Source organism: Odoribacter sp. N54.MGS-14, assembly GCF_000980295.1.
GTDB classification, from domain to species: domain Bacteria; phylum Bacteroidota; class Bacteroidia; order Bacteroidales; family Marinifilaceae; genus Odoribacter; species Odoribacter splanchnicus.
The window spans coordinates 1-21059 of the sequence record NZ_LARL01000056.1; the positions used below are offsets into that span (position 1 = coordinate 1).

At 45.1% G+C, this 21059-nt stretch carries 16 protein-coding genes and 1 tRNA gene; 13 read left to right on the plus strand and 4 right to left on the minus strand.

Translation table 11 applies throughout. The features are described from left to right. The coding region (locus WS42_RS10970) for an ABC transporter permease (protein WP_046451094.1) at positions 1-783 on the plus strand (783 nt) is incomplete at its 5' end. Between the two features lie 350 nt (positions 784-1133). Here WS42_RS10970 and WS42_RS10980 read toward each other — a convergent pair. Then, on the minus strand, positions 1134-1691 hold the full coding sequence (locus WS42_RS10980; protein WP_022159870.1) for a phosphatase PAP2 family protein: 558 nt from the start codon (positions 1689-1691) through the stop codon (positions 1134-1136). A gap of 12 nt (positions 1692-1703) precedes the next feature. Next, positions 1704-2081 (minus strand): diacylglycerol kinase family protein, encoded by a 378-nt coding sequence (locus tag WS42_RS10985; RefSeq protein ID WP_022159871.1) that lies wholly within the window; start codon positions 2079-2081, stop codon positions 1704-1706. A 141-nt stretch (positions 2082-2222) separates the two neighbouring features. Between WS42_RS10985 and WS42_RS10990 the strand changes: the two genes are divergently transcribed. Further along, positions 2223-2295: transfer RNA gene (locus WS42_RS10990), tRNA-Thr, on the plus strand. Between the two features lie 315 nt (positions 2296-2610). Here the strand turns inward: WS42_RS10990 and WS42_RS10995 are convergent. Together WS42_RS10995 and WS42_RS11000 are read right to left on the minus strand one after the other, a co-directional pair. Then, on the minus strand, positions 2611-3660 hold the full coding sequence (locus tag WS42_RS10995) for a Kelch repeat-containing protein (protein WP_022159872.1): 1050 nt from the start codon (positions 3658-3660) through the stop codon (positions 2611-2613). 70 nt (positions 3661-3730) lie between these two features. Further along, positions 3731-5761 (minus strand): TrkA-related ion transporter, encoded by a 2031-nt coding sequence (locus WS42_RS11000; protein WP_046451095.1) that lies wholly within the window; start codon positions 5759-5761, stop codon positions 3731-3733. A 376-nt stretch (positions 5762-6137) separates the two neighbouring features. Between WS42_RS11000 and WS42_RS11005 the strand changes: the two genes are divergently transcribed. The 11 genes from WS42_RS11005 to WS42_RS11055 form a co-directional block, all read left to right on the plus strand. Continuing rightward, positions 6138-6920 (plus strand): fibronectin type III-like domain-contianing protein, encoded by a 783-nt coding sequence (locus WS42_RS11005; protein WP_140403406.1) that lies wholly within the window; start codon positions 6138-6140, stop codon positions 6918-6920. Between the two features lie 143 nt (positions 6921-7063). Beyond that, positions 7064-7630, plus strand: coding sequence for an RNA polymerase sigma factor (locus WS42_RS11010; protein ID WP_022159858.1), 567 nt, complete (start codon positions 7064-7066; stop codon positions 7628-7630). An 844-nt stretch (positions 7631-8474) separates the two neighbouring features. Beyond that, positions 8475-9050: a DUF3575 domain-containing protein gene (locus WS42_RS11015; RefSeq protein WP_022161324.1), complete on the plus strand. Its 576-nt coding sequence runs from the start codon at positions 8475-8477 to the stop codon at positions 9048-9050. Between the two features lie 12 nt (positions 9051-9062). After that, on the plus strand, positions 9063-10547 hold the full coding sequence (locus WS42_RS11020) for a DUF3868 domain-containing protein (protein WP_046402518.1): 1485 nt from the start codon (positions 9063-9065) through the stop codon (positions 10545-10547). A 30-nt stretch (positions 10548-10577) separates the two neighbouring features. Then, positions 10578-11714: a hypothetical protein gene (locus WS42_RS11025; RefSeq protein WP_046402520.1), complete on the plus strand. Its 1137-nt coding sequence runs from the start codon at positions 10578-10580 to the stop codon at positions 11712-11714. An 82-nt stretch (positions 11715-11796) separates the two neighbouring features. Next, positions 11797-12702 carry a FimB/Mfa2 family fimbrial subunit gene (locus WS42_RS11030; protein WP_046402521.1) on the plus strand — a complete coding sequence of 302 codons (906 nt, stop codon included), beginning with the start codon at positions 11797-11799 and terminating at the stop codon, positions 12700-12702. A 21-nt stretch (positions 12703-12723) separates the two neighbouring features. Continuing rightward, positions 12724-14265: a hypothetical protein gene (locus WS42_RS11035; RefSeq protein ID WP_046402523.1), complete on the plus strand. Its 1542-nt coding sequence runs from the start codon at positions 12724-12726 to the stop codon at positions 14263-14265. Positions 14266-14271: 6 nt separating this feature from the next. After that, positions 14272-16491 carry a fimbrial tip adhesin FimD gene (fimD, locus tag WS42_RS11040; protein WP_046402525.1) on the plus strand — a complete coding sequence of 740 codons (2220 nt, stop codon included), beginning with the start codon at positions 14272-14274 and terminating at the stop codon, positions 16489-16491. A gap of 39 nt (positions 16492-16530) precedes the next feature. Further along, positions 16531-19677 (plus strand): FimE-like fimbrial tip protein, encoded by a 3147-nt coding sequence (locus WS42_RS11045; protein WP_022161321.1) that lies wholly within the window; start codon positions 16531-16533, stop codon positions 19675-19677. Positions 19678-19753: 76 nt separating this feature from the next. After that, positions 19754-20647, plus strand: a complete 894-nt coding sequence (locus tag WS42_RS11050; RefSeq protein WP_046402527.1) for a DUF5106 domain-containing protein — start codon at positions 19754-19756, stop codon at positions 20645-20647. A 117-nt stretch (positions 20648-20764) separates the two neighbouring features. Further along, positions 20765-21059 (plus strand): hypothetical protein (locus WS42_RS11055; RefSeq protein ID WP_046451096.1); only part of this gene is annotated, 295 nt, incomplete at its 3' end.

The following is a 21059-nucleotide window of genomic DNA, read 5'->3' on the forward strand; positions in this document are numbered from 1 at the left end:
CTTGTCTGCGGGAATCCTCCGGCCATAAGCCTGGCTGCCAACGGGGTCAATGCCACGAAAAGCCAGCTTGGAGCACAGTATCTTTTACAGGCCGTAATGAAAACGTTGAAAACACTGGATGTTGAACAAGGAATTGCTTTGCCTGAAGAAAAGGTGTTCGTCCAAAACCGCTACAATCCTACGCTTGATTATCCGGTTTACATGATTCCGGCCTTGATGATTATCTTGATCATCATGATCTGCGGTTTTCTGCCCGCCCTCAATCTGGTGAGCGAAAAGGAGGCGGGAACCATAGAGCAAATCAATGTGTCGCCGGTCAGCCGCCTGACGTTCACGCTCTCCAAGCTGATACCTTATTGGATTATCGGGCTGTTGGTTCTCACGCTCGCTATGGTTATTGCGTGGGTGGCCTATGGGCTTGTCCCGGTTGGTTCCATTTGGATCATCTATGTGGTGACGTTGCTTTTCAGCTTCGTTATGTCTGGGCTCGGTGTTTCCATTGCCAACTGTTCTTCCACCATGCAACAGAGTATGTATGTGATGTTCTTTTTCATCATCATTTTCCAGCTGATGAGCGGGCTGATGACTCCGATAGACTCCATGCCGCAGTGGGCGCAATACATCACATACGTTATCCCGCCGCGTTATTTCATCGAAATCATGAGGTCGGTTTACCTGAAAGGCAGCATGTTCAGCGAGTTGTGGCAGGATTTTTCTATGCTGGCCGTTTTTGCAGTATTCGTGTGTCTGGCAGCCATGATTACCTACAAGAAACAGTCGTAGGGTGTGTTTTCGTATCTCCCGATTGAGATGAAAAATAAGAGCGTAATATGCTAAGAAGTTTGATTTTCTTTATTTTCAGAGAAATGGTTTTGACAAAGAGGAAGAAAAACACTATTTTTACGAATGAGAGAAGTGTTCTTTGGGTTTGTGCAGAACATTACAGAATAGAGAGACCCACTGCTTGCTGGGTATGGGGCCCTCCAGACCGTTTATGCAGACTTGCTGGAAACCACAGTGTGGGTAGTTGGTTCCCAGCCGGCTCGTTTCGTTTTTACAGGAGGGCCTCTGAGGTGAAAATGAGGAATGGAAAGATTCTTAATGGTTCTAAATAAAGAAACTAAGAAACCGGTTTAAAGCTGGATGGAGATATAAAAACCGGGGTGTTGTCCATCTAAAATTGCCGGCGAGAAAGTGAAATGATGTTTTCGGGCAAACGGACGGGTGAAGATATAGCTGCTGGCTGTTCCGATGGCTGCTCCTCCGATGACATCCCACCAATCGTGTTTTTTGGCATACGTCCGTCCCCAACCGACATAGGCGGAGAGTAAATAAGCCGGTAAGCCGAATTTCCATCCGTAGCGTCTTTGTATAAAGGAAGCTCCCTGAAAAGAAACGGAGGTATGGGAAGAAGGAAAAGCATGATGATCGCTATGGTCCGGCCGTTCTTTCCTGATCACATATTTCAGGGCATAGGTCATGGCCAGATTCGTCGCTCCCGAAAAGATAATTTGTTTGGTACCCTGATAATCTCCGATAGCCAGTGAACCGGCAAATCCTGCTACCGGTGTGATGAACATGAGAATATCGGTCGTCGTTTCGATGGTTTTACGATTCTGAGCCGAGGACGAAAGAGAGTTTAAGAAAAAAAGAGTACTTAACAGGCAAGGCAGAATAAATTTTGTTTGCATGAGGAATAAAACTTAGAAATGGATTATTTTAGGAATAAAGATAATACCTCCGATGATAAATGCACAAATGGACAGGATCAGTACTGCTGCTGCTGCGAGGTCTTTTGCTTTACCGATAAGGACCTGATGCGCCGGGGAAACGAAATCGGCTAGTTTTTCAATCGCCGTGTTTATGGCTTCGGCGGCAAGCACACTACCGATAGCAAAAAGGATTGCTACCCATTCCAAAGAAGTCAGGGATAAAATGATGCCTGCCGTGACAGCACAAACAATTGCAATCAAATGTATCCACGCATTGTGTTCGTAACGAAATAAAAGAAACACACCACGAAAAGCATATTTGAAACTGTGCAAGCGGGCTTTGAAAGAAAATTTTTTTTCGGATGCCATAATTAGTCTTTGAACGGCTACAAACGTAGTTTTTTTTGCAAACATGGCCAAAATCCGATAAACTTTATATCCGGTGAGGTAGATTTTTTCTCCTGAATCGTTTTGATATCTCAAAAAATTGTTACTTTTGCACCCGTAAACGCCAATTTAGCTCAGCTGGTAGAGCAACGCATTCGTAATGCGTAGGTCGCGAGTTCAAGTCTCGCAATTGGCTCAGCTGAAAATCAGTGACTTACAAGAAAAAGGGGCCAATAATCAATCGATTTTGGCTCTTTTTTTGTACAAAAATCAAACTTTTGCCGTTATTTCCGTAGATGTAACACGATTGTTACACGAAAAATTTGAAACAAAAACTTGGATCAATTCGGGATTTTTGTTGTTTTAAAATTTTTATTGCTGATATGGTCATAAAGTGTACACGCTATGAAAGCAAAATATACACTCCGGCAGAGTCAGGCGTCGGTGAATCCATTTAAATGAGCTCATCGATGACCGGTATCAGGAACCGGAAACTTTCCAGGTTTTCGGTTTATGGGGTAAAACTCCACATATCGGCGGGGATAGGAGTGTTTGAATTCAATCCTCCGGTAGTGATATATCCCTTACCGTTTAAGGAAAAGCCGACAGCATACATCCGCTTTATCATAGGAGTAGGGAGATCGCTGACTTTCCTCCAATGATCTTTTTGAATATCGTATTCCCAACAGGTATGAAGATACGGGCTCATCCCTGTCGTGATATATCCTTTGGTTTGTCCGTCCATTTTGTCCGAAGTGAAAGCTATGGCATAAGCCCGCGGAATCTGGTCGTATTCTTCGTCGTCCTGATGGGATTTCAGATTTACCAGGGGGCGGGGAGCATACCATTCCTGGGTTATGCCGTCGAAAATATTTACATCGGCTAAATAGGACGTTTTATTCGCCCCGCTTATACCCAGGCAGATTACCGCTTTATCGTCTATGACAAAAACCGAAGCTCCGTATCGGGCTTCACCGGGAAAGTAAAGTTCTGTCCAGGTCGAACCGTCGAAACAATATAAATCCTTCAAAGCATGGTTTTTAGGTGAAATGCCTGTACCTACGTAAGCTTTATTGTTTAACGAAAAAGCAATGGCGTCTTTACGGGCATTACTTTCGCCCTGGGCATCGGGAGGTAAATAAGTTACCGGAGTGTCGCTCCATTTACCGGTCGATGGGTCATAGGCATAGAAATCATGATGAAATTCATCTGCTCGATTTTTGGTGGATGGAGTATAACCTGTACCTACATAGGCGATATTGCCGAGCACAAAAGCAACTGCTCCGTAACGTTCTGTCCCCGGAAAGTCGGCAATACGGGTCCAGGTCGTATCTTTGTACATCCAAAAATCTTTTAATGCCTCGGTAGCTGTAGGTAAAGTACGCCCCAGGCCGACATAAGCGACGTCTCCGATAGTAAAACTGACCCCTCCTGTACGTGGAATTCCCTTGAATGGATGCGATTCGGTCCACTGGCCTTGTGGTAATTCCGGTTCTGTATGGTGATCGTCATGACAAGCGATAAAGGCTACTAGATAAACAAGGAACGAAAAGTATTTCATGATTTTGTTTTTTTCTTTACAAGTATAATTAATAAACAGATAATTTACAAACAAAATCTAAAATAAATGATCAGTCCTCCACTTGATCGGTTTGCGTATGTATATGATTGAGGATTAAAGGAATTGCCGAAGTGATGCTGATGTCGTAGACATTGGCACAACGACCGCTTTCATCCGACCGTAAATCTTCATAAGGCCGGATGTCATAGTGGGCAGTACGTTTTTCCTTGTATACGTTTTTCAATTCGATATTTTTTTCAATTTCTTTTTCTTCTTCGGGAGTCACAGTCCGGTAACCCATTAACAATTCCTCGACATTCCAGCGGTTGTGTTCTACTTCTGCCAGGATAGCGATTTCATGTGGAGTGAGTTCTCGCATTCTATCTTTCATAGGTAAGGCGATTCCGATCGAGCGGAGCTTAGTGGCTATAGAACTGGCATTGTAAATATTCGACCATTGTTTCACTACCCGTAGCTTATTCCATTTTTCTGTCAATTCTTTTTCGGAAGGGAAATCCGGGGGATTGACAGTATGCTGGTAAAAATAGTCGTAGACATAATTGATACATTTCGGCAGATATAAATCCTCCATCGTCAGGTCGTAACAGCGGTTGACCATTCCAAATGGCCGTAAAGCCTGATATTTTATAGAAGAATTGACGATTTGTAGAATCGTGTCCGAGGTTTCCTGGCGGATCAATACCGGAACCTGGTGGGCATAGACGGCATCCGGGAGATAAAGACCGAGGGCAAGACTGGTATGCGGAAAATTAAAACAGATGGCAATGGTCAATAGTTTATCTTTTTCACCGCTCCACTGCCCTAATAAGGTTTGGACAGGTTCGGATTCGGCCCTTCCCTGGATAAAATCCCATTCCAAATCGATAAAATCGGCTGTCGAAGTTCTGGGGCAGGGATGAAATGTCTTGTCTTGTTCACAATCCATAAACCGGGCTTCCGATAAGTCGAACAAATGACGGTAACGTCCCATGAAGAAATCCATTTCCCGTCTGGCTTCCCGGTCGATAAAGGTGATCCGCGTTTTTTTCCGGTGAGTTTTGAAGTTCGGGAAATGGGAGATATGGGCCGCTTCGATTGCCAGGGCTATACCCATACGGGTCATACCGATAATGACCAGATGAACGTAATTTTCCGAGTTTTCGCTAATTCCTCCCCGGTCCAGAGGGAAATAATGAATCGTGCCGTTACTTTCCGCACTGCATTTTACCAAAACCCGTCTAGCCCAGATCTCATAGAAATTGAAAGGAGTAAATTCGATGTATTGTTTGATTTGCTGACTGATATCCGAAACCTGGAATACCGAAAAAGTACCCTGATATTCGAATAAAACATGACAACAGAGTGGTTTTTTACGTTTGGTTTGTTCGCAGATTTCTGCCACACGTTTAACACAGTCGATATTTAAAGAATCCCGGTCGTATTCATTCGCTTCTCCTAAGATAAACAATTTTTCCGCTTTATGAACCCTGGCTTTTTTTAATTCTTCTTTCGAGTCCCGCCGTCCGTGCAGGATGACCAGTCTCCTTTCTTCTTTCCGGTTCAGTTCGGCATGGAATTTCAGTCGCACCTGTTCGGTATCTTCGACGGTCAATACGACGATATCGCATTTTTTATACTCGGCATTTCGTCGGAGTTGCTGGATCAGATAAGGCACCATATCGTCGATACCCAATATAATGATGTGATTGGAAAAAGCATAATGGCTGTCGCCTTTGCGGAAACGTTCCACCCGGCGTTCCAGCATATTCGAAAATACCGAAATTAAAATACCCGTAAGTAACAACATGCCTGCCAGTACGACCAATAAGGCATAAGGACGGTTGACCTCTTTTTGATTGGCGAATCCTCCCGGATCGATAAAAAGTTCTACCAGATCCCAAAAATTCAGTTTTTGGGTTTCTTGTTCTGCCGGAGAGGTGAAGACACTTTCCGTCTGGGGGGAGATACCGACCTGGGGACGCAGGATATACATCCCTACGAAGAAAAATACGATCACACTGGTAAGCCAGAGCAATTGTTTCCACCAGGCTCCCGAAAAAGTCTGGTCAAACCCCAATTTTAACCATTTCCATAAACGCATAAAACCGTAAATTGGATGTAAATATGCAAATATAGTGAAAGATGAGAGCAATGACAAATGAAAACTTTGTTTTCAAATATGGCATGGCCGAGCCGTATCCTATATTATACAAATATAAGGAAAGTTGTAACCCTAACAAACGACAGGCTGAAGAAAATCGCAATCGGATGAAATAAGGGGGAGAGTAACTCGTTTATATTACTACTGATAAATTTAAGACGTATGAAGGGAAGAGGCTTGTTTTTGATCGGTACACTTTTGTTATTATCGGAAGTACTCTTCGGACAGGACAGAATTTCGGTGACGGGATAAGTGACAGAAAAAGACCGGGAATCCGTTATCGGAGCTGCGGTGGTTGTTAAGGAAGAAACTATCGGTGCCATTATCGGAAGTCATGGTTCTGGCCAAAGGTGCTATGGGAGAAGAACCTGCGTATCCACATCTCGAATTACTAGAAAAAGGCATTGATTGGTTTGACGAGATTTTCAGGGTTGCTTCTGTCAGGGATTATCAGATCGGTTTGAATGGAGGTGCTGAAAATGTAAGTTATAATTTGAGTGTCGGTTTCTTCCAGCAAAAAGGAGTGATCAAACGGAATGAATATCATCGGCTCACGTTGCGGGCGAATAACGAATACCGCCCCTGGGAAAAAGTAACGATCGGACATAATCTGTCGGCCGCTTTCAGTTTGAAAAGTAATGACGACCCGGCGGTTGTCGGACAGGCTTACCGTTTGAGCCCTACCGTCAAACCTTACAATGAAGAAGGAGATTTCTCGGATTCTCAAAATTCTTCTACCGGGAATCCGTTGGCTACGATCGCTTACCTGAATAATAATACCCGGGATGACCGGGTGGCGGGAAATGCATATCTCACTTGGGAGGTAATCGAAGATTTGAGTTTCCGTATCAGTTTCGGTATCGATTTACTGAATCGGCGGGAATGGATTTTTAGGTATGAATTTTATGTCTATTCTACTTATCAGAAGTTGGCATTAAAGGCCGGGGAGACCCGGAACGTTGAGTTTCTGATTACCCCCGAAACAATTTCTATGTATAATTTAAAAATGGAATACGGACCGGAACCCGGTGATTTTAAAGTCTGGATAGCCGCGAATGCCGAAGATGAAAGCAATGAAGGCTTGTTCTCCTATCGATGACCGATGGGGGGCCGACTTTTGACTTTTTACGATTAACAGTATGCTGATTGGCGGAATTGAAATTTTGCCGGTCAGCGTTTTTTCTTTCTTATTTTTTGTTCTTAAATATATTTTCTATTTTCGGCTGTCGAAAGCTTGGGATCATGTTGCCAGAAACGAAAGAATTGATTCAAGGAATAAACCAAAAAGATGAAAAGGCCTGGAAAGTACTTTTCAAGTCGTTTTATGCTCCCCTTTGTCATTATAGTTCCCGGATTTTGGCAGATGAACAAGTTGTTCCCGATATTGTTCAGAATACCCTGGTGAATTTGTGGAATAGTTCGGTTCGCTTTGAGAATGGGAAAGCTTTGACGGTTTATTTATACCGTGCAGTGTGGAATAATGCTTTAAAATATTTGCGTGACCGTAATGTGGAAGAAGAAAGGCTAAAACACTGGTTTGAAGAAGAAGGGGAAATGTCGGAAGAAAATTTTTATAGTGTGGTGCGGGAAGAGTTATTCCGGAAATTGAGGGAATTGATTGACCGCTTGCCCGAAGAAAGAAAAAAAATTATGCTGATGAGCCTTGAAGGTAAGAGTGGAGAAGAGATTGCCTGTGACCTGAATATAACGATACATACGGTCAAACAACAAAAATACAGAGCTTATAAATTTCTTCGGGAGCAATTGGGACAATATACTTCTTTGTTGTTTATTTTCTTTTTCCGATAAAAAATACAGGAAAAATCCAAAGGAACGAAGGGTAGAGATTTTATTACCGGAGGGTTCTGCTTCGGGGGGGATAAATCCTATCGGTTTATGTGGTCTATCGGCTGATTAGCGCCGGGAAGAGTAGAATTTTTTAGTACTTGTCCGTCTCCGGTATTCGTGTGTGGGGACCCGGTCACTTCTGCCGGTCAGTGGTCAACGTATTTTTCAACCGTTATGAGATACAAATTCAAAAGTTTTTACAACCGAAATAATGAAAAAGACTAAAATCAATTTCTGATAAAATTACAATTACAACATATATTTTTTATATGAAATAATATATTAAAACATAGTAATTTATAACAGATTTACGAACCTATTATGAAATTAATTGTATTTATATTTTTGCATATTTCAAAAAGTATTTATATTTGCAATGTAATTATAATATTAATGAAAAGAAAGTTATAGTTTTATCTATAGAAAACGAACCTTATTTTTTTGATACATAAAGCCATCTTATTTATAAGATCGGCTTTTTTTATTTTTAGTTCAATTATTTGATATTCAGTAAGTCAACTCTTCATCATAAAGACCTCCTTTTTTTCGAATTTCAACCAATAAAAATGTTCCTTTTTATTGGTCCTATTGTATAAATATCAGATAAAATATGTAATGTTTGCCCCTGAATTACCTTTTCTATTCTTCTGTATTTAAACAGAGAAATACATACACATACATACACACACATACAGCCAGGGGCAACATTACATTTTGTGTTTTACCGATATTAAAGAAAATAAAGTGGAGTGAATATACATACCGGCTTGGCCGGTAACGAATGGTATAACGATAAAATGAAAATATGAAAAGATTAATCCTCGGAATTTTTCTTGTCGTGTGGTGGTGTGGAAACCTTGTCTGCGCGCAGGATATTGCGGTTAAAACCAATCTTCTTTATTGGGCCACTTCAACACCCAACATCGGGTTTGAATTCGGGCTGGGCAAGCGTACAACCCTCGATCTGGTGGGGGGGTATAATCCGTGGACCCTTAATAAAGACGATAATAAGAAGGTCAAGCATTGGATGGTGATGCCGGAATTCCGGTACTGGTTGTGCGAACGTTTCAACGGACATTTTTTCGGTATTCATACCGGGTTTGCAGAATACAATATCAGCGGTGTGCGGATTCCCTTCCAAAATAAGTCTACCCAAGAGCATCGTTATGAGGGGTGGGCCACCGGGATCGGTATTTCTTATGGTTATACGTGGATTTTAGGTAAACGCTGGAATCTGGAAGCGAATATCGGTGCCGGATACATTTACACGAAGTACGACAAGTACGAGTGCAAGACTTGCGGTCGTTTCAAGGGTAACCAGAAGAAGCATTATTTCGGCCCGACGAAAGCGGGAATATCTCTTATCTACATTATTAAGTAATACCGGAAAAAGATGAAACATTTATATATCATATTCTTAGCGTTACTGGCATGTTGTCCGGAGGTGATACATGCTGAAAACGAGATCAGTTACCTTGCCGAAATCGGGATACAGAACCGGGGAGTTGTCAAGAAAGGCAGAGAAGTACAACTGACCATGCTGGTTGATTTGAGTGAACTTAAAATCAAGACACAGCATACGATAGCCTTGACTCCCATATTGCTATCCAAGGATGGAAACCGTGAAGCGGCTTTCCCACCGATCGTCATAGACGGTAAAGCCCGCAACAAAATGTATCTTCGGGCTCAGCGTCTGGAAAGTGTAGATATTCCCCCTTATCACGACGAGAATGCACAGGTTGTCATCCGTCGCCGTAACGGTAAAGATCAGGGGTACGAGTATCTGGCGACAGTCCCTTACGAACACTGGATGCTCGATGGGCGGATCGAACTGCGTGAGCAGGTGTATGGGTGTGTAAACTGTTCGGAAGGTAAAGCGGAACAGGTCCTGCCCGGGAATATTCTTCCCGCTTTCATCCCTGATTACAGAATTTGTACGATTGTGCCCGAACCGGAACCGGTGAAAGTCCGGGCTGAAACCCGTACGGCGCGTCTCCAGTTTCGTCAGGATAGTTACAGGATCCTTCCCGGATATAAGGATAATCGTTCTGAATTGGATACCGTGTCCCATTCGATTCAGCTAGTCGAGGATAACGAGGATGTTTCCATCACGGGTATTTTTATTACCGGTTACGCTTCTCCGGAGGGTACTGTGGCTCACAACCTCAAACTGTCGGAGAATCGTGCCAAAGCGTTGGCCGACTATATTTGCCGCCATGACAAGTTCGACCCTGCCATGATACACGTCGATTGGAAAGGTGAGGATTGGGAAGGTTTCCGTCTCGTGCTGGACAAGTTTCCAGGGCTTCTGAAACGTGGAGAGGTCGTGCGCATTATCGATGAATGTACAGGAGACCGTGATGTCTGTGAAAAACAGTTGCAGGAATTAGTACCTGCCGACATCTATCATCGCCTGCTCAACGAGATATATCCTCTTTTACGGCGTAATGAATATAAAATAGAATACAATGTTCGCAACTTCAATCTCGACGAGGCCCGGCGCATGGTGGACGAACGTCCCGATTTGCTGAGCTTGACGGAGATGTATAAAGTGGCCGCTTCTTATGAGAAGGGATCACCCGGATACGGGAAAGTTATGCAGGTGGCTGCCCGTTACTTCCCCGATGCACCGGCCGTCTTGAACGACCTGGCATTGGAGGCTATGGCAAAGAAGGAGTATGACAAGGCTGTGCAATTGTTAGAATATTCGAAGGTTACCTTCAGCGATTCCACGCTTCTCAACACCCTGGGTGTTGCCTATGCCGGGGCCGGAGAGCCTTATAAAGCGGAAGACGCTTTCCGTCGTGCCGCCGAAGCAGGGGTGGAAGAGGCCCGGCATAACCTGACACAAGTGCAAGGAGTAATAGAACAATTATAATTTTCAATAAAACCATTAATTTTTGTATTTATGAAAGTGAAAAATTTAGTATTGATGGCCTTAGTGGCTACAATGGGACTTGTTTCTTGCAGTAAGGACGAGCATGAAGATGGTGTGAAAACGGATACTATGCCCAAAAGTGTGACGATCAAACTGCCTAATATCCAAAAGACTGTGAAGTCACGTGCTACGGGTGATGCAATGAAAGGTGGTTCCCAGGTTGCGTTGGAAAATTTCAAGGTGTTCTTTGTGGATGCTGCCGGCAACCTGCAAACCGTTCCTCAGTATGAGAATCAGGATCAACAGGTCTATTTCAGTAAAACAGATTCTGAGTGGGCTGAAATAGGTGAGAACGGAAAAGATATTACCTATCATTTCCTGCCCGCTGCCACCTCGAAAGTCGTTGTCGTGGGTAATATTGGTGACGTGGAGTACTCTACAATTGCAGCCCGTGTTGATAATATACCGAATGACAATGGAAGCGGTCACCCGACCTATCCTCTTTATGGTGAAGATGAGCTTGAAGAAAAAAAACTTGACGGGAGCGAAATTCATGACAATGTTTACACGGCGAACGTAACCCTGGAGCCACGTGTATCGCGTTTCGAAATCTATGGATTCCAGTATACCCAAGAGGGAGATGTTCCCAAGTATACCTCTGTCAAGTTACAGAAAATAGCATTGAACAATTACTATACACAGTCTAATTTCGTGTCTAAACTTCCTGTGGAGGATACTAAAGTATTTGAAACTATCGATCATACGGAAGTATGGGGTTGGATCGAAGATCGTTCCGCACCGTGGGCCGATGAATTGAATTTAGAATTGGCTGTCGGCGGGAAAAAATTCGTAGATGGTACGGATATTACCGATCCTGCTGAAGATGGAGAAGATGCCGCCGGAATCATCACTTACGGTTTAGCACACGTGACGGATGCTGCTAAGAATCCTGAGTTGTTGCTCGCCCTGCGCGGTGTGAACAGTAATTCAGAGGTGCCTCTCTATTTACGCGGACAGTTTACCAATGCTTCTGCCTTTACATCAGGAAAGATCTACCGGGTGCTCTACTCGTTCACGGATGGTGATTTCGACGAACCTGAGCGTTGCGTGGAGTTAAATGTGGATGTGGCAGACTGGACTGTCGTTCCTGTTTCTCCTGAATTCTAATAATTATTAAAGGGTGCGGAATGGCGGGTGTATCCCGTCTTCCCCCCTCTTTTTTCTCCTTGATGAAATAAAAATAAGATTTATGAAATTGACGAGTATTGTTTTCTGTCTGGCGTTGTTAGGAGGTGCGTTAACTTCTTGTATCGATGAGGATATAGATGACTGTTTTAGCATCAACAGGTTGACACTCAGCTATAAGGGAGATGGTACGACGGAAATATTCCCCGACAAGATCTGCCGGGTGGAAATGTATGTTTTCGATGCAGAGAATAAATGCGTCAATTCGCATACTTTATCCGACGATGAGTTAGCAAGCCGTACGGCTTTGCTTCCCCCGCTCAAAGCCGGGGATTACAGGATCGTCTGCGTGGGAAACACCCATCACACGAGAGTGGAGGGCCTCACCACTTGTGACTTTAACAAAATAGTATTTGCTGACGGGGATTATTTTGCCGATAAACAGGTTTCCGGCAACGACTCTCTTTATCACGCTTCAACGTCCTATACCGTGCTGCCTTTTACCGGCAGGGAAGAGGATGATCAGACCAAAACGATAGAATTTGCCAGCTCCCACTACGATTTGTTCGTAGAAGTGGTTGGGATTCCCGCTGTGGGAAAACGTGCAGGTTCATTGCCTGTACTTGAGATATGTGGTGTCTCGCCTTGTACCGATTTCGAGAACCGGGCATGCGGAGAGGCTACGGATTATTTGCTTGAAACTACATATGAGTCCGACAAAAAATTGCTGACGGCTCGTGCCAACATAATGCGGCACATGAATCACAGGGACGTGAACGTCTGTCTGCGTCAGGCTTCCGGGGAAGAGTTGCTGGCGGAGATCAACCTGGCTGATTTTTTGGCTGCTAACCCTATGATCGATTGTTCTAAACAAGAGGTGCTGATTCCGATCCGGATCGACTTCAAGGCGGGCGCGATAAAGGTCACCGTTCCCGAATGGTATGTTGAGCAAGTGAAACCTGAATTTTAAGACCCTTAAAATATGTGAAACATGAGAAAGATACTTTATGCGGTGTTCTTATTCGGCTGTTGTGCTTCTCTGCTCTCCGGCTGTATCAAAGAAAAATATACAGTCCCCTCTGAAAAGGGTGATGCGTTGGTGCAACTGAACATAGGCACCCGGGCCGTAGAGGAGACCGACGGTATTCCCACAAACAACGAGACTGTTCTGCACTCGTTGCGCGTATACGCTTTTGTTGATGGACAACCGGCCGGACACTTCTACACGAAAGACGGACTGGACGTGAACAATCCCTCGTTCCTGATGCACCTGACCATGTATTCCACCATGACACAGAAGGTGGACTTCTATGTCGTGGCCAACGAAGCGGCCATGGAAACACCGGGTTCTTCTGTCTTATTGACGGAAAACACAACGGAAACCCAGTTGAACCATTTTACATTCACGAAGCTGAATACGTCGAAAGGTTTGCCGATGTTTTGCAAACAGACGGAAACAATCGACTTGACGCAGTTGTCGGATAAGACCCCGGCCGATCCCGGACATGCAGGGCACACGTTGCTTCGGCAGGACCTTACGTTTGAACTGAAACGCCCGATAGGTAAGCTCGGCGTATTCGCAGCCAAGCCTGTCGGAGAGAATAGCAGTCTGCGTGTTACCGGATTGACCGTACTGGCATCCGGAACAAGGACACGCAATTACCTGATGCCGCAAACTGATGAAACACTGAAAGCGATAACAGGTATTACAGGTGATATCAGCCTCGAAGTTGTCGAAGAAGAGGTAACGAAAACTTTAGCTGAGAATGCCTCGCAAACCGATAAGGAAAACCCGGCGAACTATACACCTGTTCTGAACGGATCTTTCTATCTTTTCGAAAACCCTTGGGGTAGTACCTCATGGGACGTTAAGGGGGATAACGACGGTAATGTTCTTCGGGTAGACTATGAATTCGATGGAAACGCCCGAAGCGGTTTCGTATATATGCCTCCTATCGAAAGGAATAAATATTATACGGTCTGTTGCCTGATGCACAACGATGGTAAGATAACCGTCGAATATAAGGTGGCCGACTGGAATAAGGAGAATTACAATATCACTTTTGATTATCCGAGTTACGACAATCCGATAACACCTGCTGACGGAAGCTCGGTACCGGAAGATGGACAATACAGCCAACCGACTATTTGGTACAATAACGATGCTACTTCTGAGGAGGGCAGTTACTCTTTCACATTCTCGATATTCGGGCCTGATAAACAGATATGGGTTCCCACATTGCTTGATGCCACAGCTGGAGATTTTGAGATAACGGTTTATCAAAAAGGAGTGCTTGTCGATCCGGGAAATTATGTGGCTTCCTCTGACCCCTACCAAATCAAGATCAAGGCATTGAAGTCCACAAATGTGGACAAAACGGTAAGTCTCGCTATCTCTTACACGCCGGCGTGGGATCAGACAGGTAGTTCATTGTTATTAATTAACGGGCAGAGCGCTTCCTTGAAATGGCAGGGGAGTAACATTCCTGAGGCAATTGTGATAAAACAGATCGAAGTACCCATAAATAACTAACGAGCGATGAAACAGCTAGTATATCATATTATTGTTTGTGGCATGGCGGTACTGTTTCTTACCGCCTGTGAAAAAGACGACGATATTTCGGGCAGAAGCATGGAAAAGAACGGTAATAGCATCATTCTTAATCTATCGTCGGAGACGTTGCCTGTGAGCCGTGCCGGCAATGAACCCGGAGTGGAAATGGCCGTCAACCATATCGACGTTGTGATTTTCGAAGAGAACGGAGATTGGAAATGGCACGAGCGGGTGGAGGGCAGTGAAACCGGTAACGGTAAGATCACCTTAACAGCTAAGAGGAGCAGTTTCAATAAAGACACAAAGTATTGGGTATACCTGATTGCCAACAGCACAGCTCTGGCGGAAATATTCGATGCCAAAGATTTCGATCTGAATAAACTCAAGGCCATGACGCAGAGCGACCGGAATATCCACATGACAGGATTATCGCAGGTGAGCGGTGCCCCGCGGACTTTTCTGATGGACGGTGTGGCTTATGCTGGAACCGATGAACCCAATGCCCCCGAAACGGTAACTCTAAACTACGGAACGGCTACGGACAATACGGAACTGCAGGTTACCTTACGCCGTGCGGCAGCCAAGATTGTCGTCAGGATACAGAAGGGTGACAGAGTAACGTTCGATGACAGTAAGGAAGCCCATAATGCAGGATATTATTTGCGCAACATGCCTTATACAACATCGGTAATAGCGGATGTAAACGGTACGGCTGATCTGACAGATACCGATAAGTCCTCCGGCAGCTATTTCAACTGGACTGCGGATTTAATTACCGTGACCGCCTATACCTATGCTCATACGTGGATAAACGAAAGTGCGCTTGAAAAGGAAGTACGCCTGGTTGTGAATATTCCCATGAAGTATGAGGGGGATGGAGACGATGCACAGCTTCGTGAGAGCAACTGGTACCAGATCCCTGTCAGCGAAAAGAAAGCACTGGAACGTAATACCTGCTACGAGGTGGTAGTCAGTGTGAATGCGCCCGGAGCCAACGACCCGTCAAAACCGGTTGAATTGACTGATATGACTTATTCTGTGCAGGACTGGAACGAACAGATGATTCTGATTGGCGGTGAGGATGATCGTCCGGTCTACCTGACGCTGAATGAAAACGAGATAGAGATGCATAATATGGCGGATGACAATACTACACTGCGATTTGCATCGTCATCGGAAGTACATGCTGAAGTTGTAAGCGCTTATTATTACGACAAGTTCGGAGTGCAACGTTCTGTAGATGCTCAGACTCTCAGGCAAATCACCATAACCCCCGAGCCTGATGTAACAGGAAATATCGGCATTCATAGCCCGGTACCAACCAACAACACGATCCGCTATATCAAAGTGAAAGTCTTTAATGATGATCAGGTAGAACGTGAGGTCGAAATTATCCAGTACCCGTTGGAGTACATCATAAACATACAGAGTTGGTATTCTTATCGTGACGATTTTAAAACAAATAACGCCCGGCCTACCACGTATGAGTATATGGGAGACCGTATATACGGAATCAGCCTTGCCACGAGAAATATATCCAGCTGGAACGGACAATATGATTACGAAGCATCAGAAAGAAGTGGTTGGTGGGGTGAAATTAATACATCCAGCGGTTTTTTCCGATCTAAGTTTGTTTCCAGTGTAACGAACGGAAAATCAACCATTCTGCACTATTATTGGAATAGTGGGAATCAGAGAGAGACAAGCAGCACAGGAGAATACAATGGACGTTTGTACCATATTCGATTAACAGCAACATCGAATAAATATACAGTGGGACGTCCTCGATTGATTGAAGACGAAAGTAATCCCGGACTGATGGTTACAGATCCCGGAAAAGATAATGCTCAACTGGTCTCCCCATCTTTTATGATTGCATCTTCATTAGGTGGCTTTATGTTGGGGGCTGGAAATTTGACATTGGATGACAGCGACAATAGTTTGAGGGTTGCACGGGAGCATTGCGCTAATTATGTGGAGGTTGCAGAGGATGGAACGGTGTATGACGATTGGCGTTTGCCAACCGAGGCCGAATTGAAGATTATCATGGATTTTCAAGGAACAGAAAATGCAGATGCAGATGCTATAGATTATCTGTTAAATGCTGCATATTATTATAGTGCAAGCGGCAGGGTATCCAATTCTAAAAACAATATGAATGGAACCGGTGTTCGTTGTGTCCGCGACGTTTACAATGGCAAATAGACCGGTAATTAGTACGAAGAACAGATAAAGGATAAGACTATGATAAAAAGAGTAATACATACGGCAATAACTTTGGCTGTGCTACTGGTCTCTTGCCGGCAAGATGATCTGCTGGACTCGATGCCCACGGCACATGAAGGTTACGTGGCCCTTCGGTTCAGTGCCGATATTCCGGCTATGCAGGAGGTGGTAACCCGTTCGGTCGATCCCGACGGAGGTGGTGTACAGGACATGACACTGTTCTGTTTCGACAGTTACGGTCTTTTTACCACGACCGTCGAGGCCAAAGTTACCCCTACCGGGAATGGAGCCGGCTTAACAGGAAATTTCGAGGCCGAAGTGCCTGAAAATACCCGAACCGTACATTTTCTCGCCAATCAGAATATGTCGGAATTCAAGGAGGATAAATTTCGTAACAAATCGGAGGCCGAGGTTATGGCTCTGCTGGAGGGTTCGTCGGGGCGTATGATCTATTGGGCACGTTTTACCTGCGATCCGGATAACGATAGTAAGATCGATGCTCAAATGGCCGACAAGGGAAATATGATAAAGATGATCCGCAACCATGCGCAGGTTTCCATCGACAATCCGATCAACGGGTGGATAGAGGTGACGGGTTTTGTAGCCTATAACACGAATGCCTTTGGTACGGTAGCTCCCTATCACCCGGAAAAGGGATTCGATTTCGAGTGGCCGGGCGAAGACGATCCGTTTGTCACACTTCCGCAGAATGATGCCAGGATGAGCGACATCACGGATGTGACCACGGCCACGAAACAGTATATCTTCGAAAGTGAAAACAGCGCAGATGATCCTGTCAGTATCATCATTCGCGGACATGTTCCGGGTGAATCCACGGAAAAATATTATCGGGTGATGCTGATTGACGAAAAAGGCGATCAGATTCTCATACGCCGTAACCATCATTACAAGTTGAATATCAAGGGAGCCCTTTCTTTTGGACAGGAAAACTTCGCCGCTGCATTGACAGCAGCGGCCACGAACAACGTCTGGATCTCCATTTCCGACGAGGTGAACGAGGTAGAGGATCAGAATTACATTCTCACGGTTGAAAAGACCGGCTATGTGATAGATGGAGACGCTACGGGCGGAACCGGAAACTACACACTTTCTTATACTGTTAAAGGTAAAAACGGAACGACGATAACAAAAGACGACAAGGCAGATGTCTCGTGGATAGATAACCTCGTGGCTAGACAAAATATAGACAATAGTTTTGAGATTGAAGACGGGATTGGTAAGGGCAGTATCGTCATCTCTCTGCTTCCTTTGGGAAATAACGAGAAGCTGGAAGGTACATTGCTTGTAAAGAAAGGACGTCTGCAACGCAAAATTAAAGTGATCACAGTGAAGAGACAGGCGTTCACTCCTTCATGGGTAGGCACGCAGGTGTACGGAAAAATAAACGAGAATAATCCAACCGAAGACCGTTCGCACGTAACGGTGATGTTTACCATTCCCGAAACATGCCCTGACGAGCTGTTCCCGATGAAAGTGTACCTATCGGCCAACGAATTGGATATACGTTACGAGGCAGGTATGGCATTGCCCGTGGTCCGTAATGGCGACAAGGAGTGGTACAGTAGTGGAGACATCAAAACGGAACCGGACTATAAATTTCTATATACGGTCGAACAGGCCGGTGTGCAACGGGTTTATTTCGAGAATATCCTGTCACAGGCTGCCGGATATAAAGGGACGCTCTATATTGAGGCCGAACACTTCGAAACCATGACTCGGGAATTTACGTTCTCTGACACCCGTAAGTCCATCACGGTAACGGGACTGAAAGCGTATAGCGCCGATCCTACCCAAAATCCGGATGGATATGCAGATGACGAATATGTGTTATACCGCCTGGTGCCGCAGAAGGTCAATGCTAAGGTGCAGTTTGATCTGCAACTCATGCAGAAACAAGGCGATGAAGTGGAAGATGACCAAAGAGGAACACCGTTCAACGCCGGAGAGAAAGATGAGTTCTTGCTATATTCACAGTATTTGTCGGATTATAAAGATCCGTCGGAAGCCGATATTGTGTCGTTTGATTGTAATTTCTATACTGACGAGGCAGATATGTGGTGGAGAAAGAACAATCCGGCAGGCGGTCGTATGTTGATGTTCAAACCGATAAAGCCCGGCAGTCCGACGGAAACCGGCAAATATTCGATTTATATGTACACGAACCGGGCAAAAAGCGCGGAAGTGGTCAGGATTGCCTCGAACCAACCCGGTAATGAGGCGGTACTGGCGGCAGATGCCGGTGATATGGGTATATATGCCGGTAATTCATACCGAAGCGTTACGTTTGAGCTGGCCAATTACAATCCGTTCCGTTTCGGGGCACGTGTAAAATATGCCGGTGAGGATTGGAAAGGGAAAGATGACGAACCGGATAGGTCCGCTTCAGCGGCAGATATTCCTGAAGTGGTAACCCCTTTGGTATGGACTTATCAACCCGAACAGGAGGTGGATATTGCCATTGACGTGACCAGTTTTTGCGGATCGGACGGAAACTCGGTAGACCCGTTCGGCAATGAGTTCGAAATTTATATCGATGCGCCCATGCTGAAGATTGATGAAAACCGCTTGGCGGCAAACAAATTGAATGGAACGAAACTAAAGGCCGATCCTGCGGTTCCGGGACGTTTCATTTATACAGTGGAGGCTGACAGGGAGGCCGAACGTAACTATGGTACAAATGCAATCGAAAACATAGACAATACAACGACTATTTCAGTAAACCAAAACGGAGAGCGTAAAACCTTGCCGTTTATCACAAATAGCATTGTAAGTGCGGGCGACATCACGATTTCCTCCAACGAGAAACAAGTAGTGTATTATAGTAAGACTTTCCGGGTAACCAACCGGTCGATTACGGGAACGCTCCGTTATGCAACCGCTGACGGTGTAAAGGATGTGCCTGTCGGTGCGTTCGTCTCTTTCGAGCGTGTCGGCAACAACAGTCGTATCGGTTCGGTTACCGTTACGGCTGACGGCCGATATGAATTGCGCCTGCGCAGGGAGTACGAGTTCAACTGGTATTCCGACAAAATCGAGTTGCATTACGAGGATACTGCCGGAAACGTTTATCACAAAATCTACGATAATTTGGCTGAGCTGTTCGCAAAGCCGGATATTGAACTTCAAGCGGCTACCGGTAACTGATATTTTGAATGATACAATCGGAAACTCCGGACGCTTCCACGTTCGGAGTTTTTCATAAATCATAATACCAAGCGACATGAAAATTCTGAATCTAACCCTTTGGGCGTGTATCTTCTGTATCGGGCTTACGTCCTTCGCTCAGGCGCAACGAACGACGGAGGAGTTTCGGTTACCCGAGGTACCTGTTTTTCTGACGGATCCCGCAGAACGGGCTGCTTATCTGGCCGAGCATTACTGGGATTATTTCAATTTTGCTGACACCACCTTAATTTCCCGGCCTGAAATCACGGAACAGGCATTTGTCGATTTTATCAGTATTCTTCCCTACACGGCAAAAGCACAGGTTGCCGTCGACACGCTTTTCCGGCGTGCTATGGTGAAAAAAGAGATGTTGTACCATTTCATATCCTTGGCGGACAAGTATCTTTACGAACCCAACTCGCCTATGTACAACGAGGAGCTGCATATCCTGGTACTGCGTTCACTGCTCGGGAATCCCGGCTTGGATGATTGGGATAAAGAACGTCCCCGTTACCTCTTGGAAATGGCCCTGAAAAATCGTCCGGGTGATGTGGCTGCCGATTTTACCTACCGGACCCGCGACGGTGCCATGAACCGGCTTTCGGGTATAAAAGCCGATTATGTTGTGCTTTATTTCAATGATCCCGATTGCACGGACTGTCAACGTGTGAAGGAGGCGCTTCTCTCCTTACCGGTTATGAATGAATTTATGAAGGCCGGACGGTTATGCCTGCTATCCGTGTGTGTGGAGGGTAAAACGCCGGCCTGGGAAAAAGCGATCTTTCCCGCCCGTTGGATCGATGGTTATGACGAGGGAAAACGGCTTACCCGTGAACAGGTATATGATCTCAAGGCAATGCCCACCCTCTACCTGCTCGATAGCGGGAAACGGGTAATACTCAAGGATGCCTCGGCAGAAAAAATCGAGGCATGGCTCGCTGAACAATAGCCGAAAGAGAGCGGCGTGGGGAGTACAAGCTATTTTTTCAAAAAAAAATCATTTTTCTGTTATACTTTTTTTCTTTTTCGGATTTAATATATAAAAATAACAAAAATCTGAAAAAGCATGAAGCGTCGTGGATATGATATCGGTAGGGTTGTCGATCTGATATTCGAATATTGGTTGGGGCGGATGAAAGATTCGGAGCTCGAGGAATACAGGCATATGAAAGAAACGACAGGGTTGGACAAGTATGCCCGGGAATTTGAGGACCGGGAGTGGATAAAGAATGCATTGGAAGAACCGGATATTTTTGAGACGGATAAAGCTTACCGGCGATTTTGGAGCATGACGGCCGGAAAACGGTCTATCGGCCGCCGTCGCTGGAGATGGGTGGCCTCGTTGCTGATTCCGTTGTTGG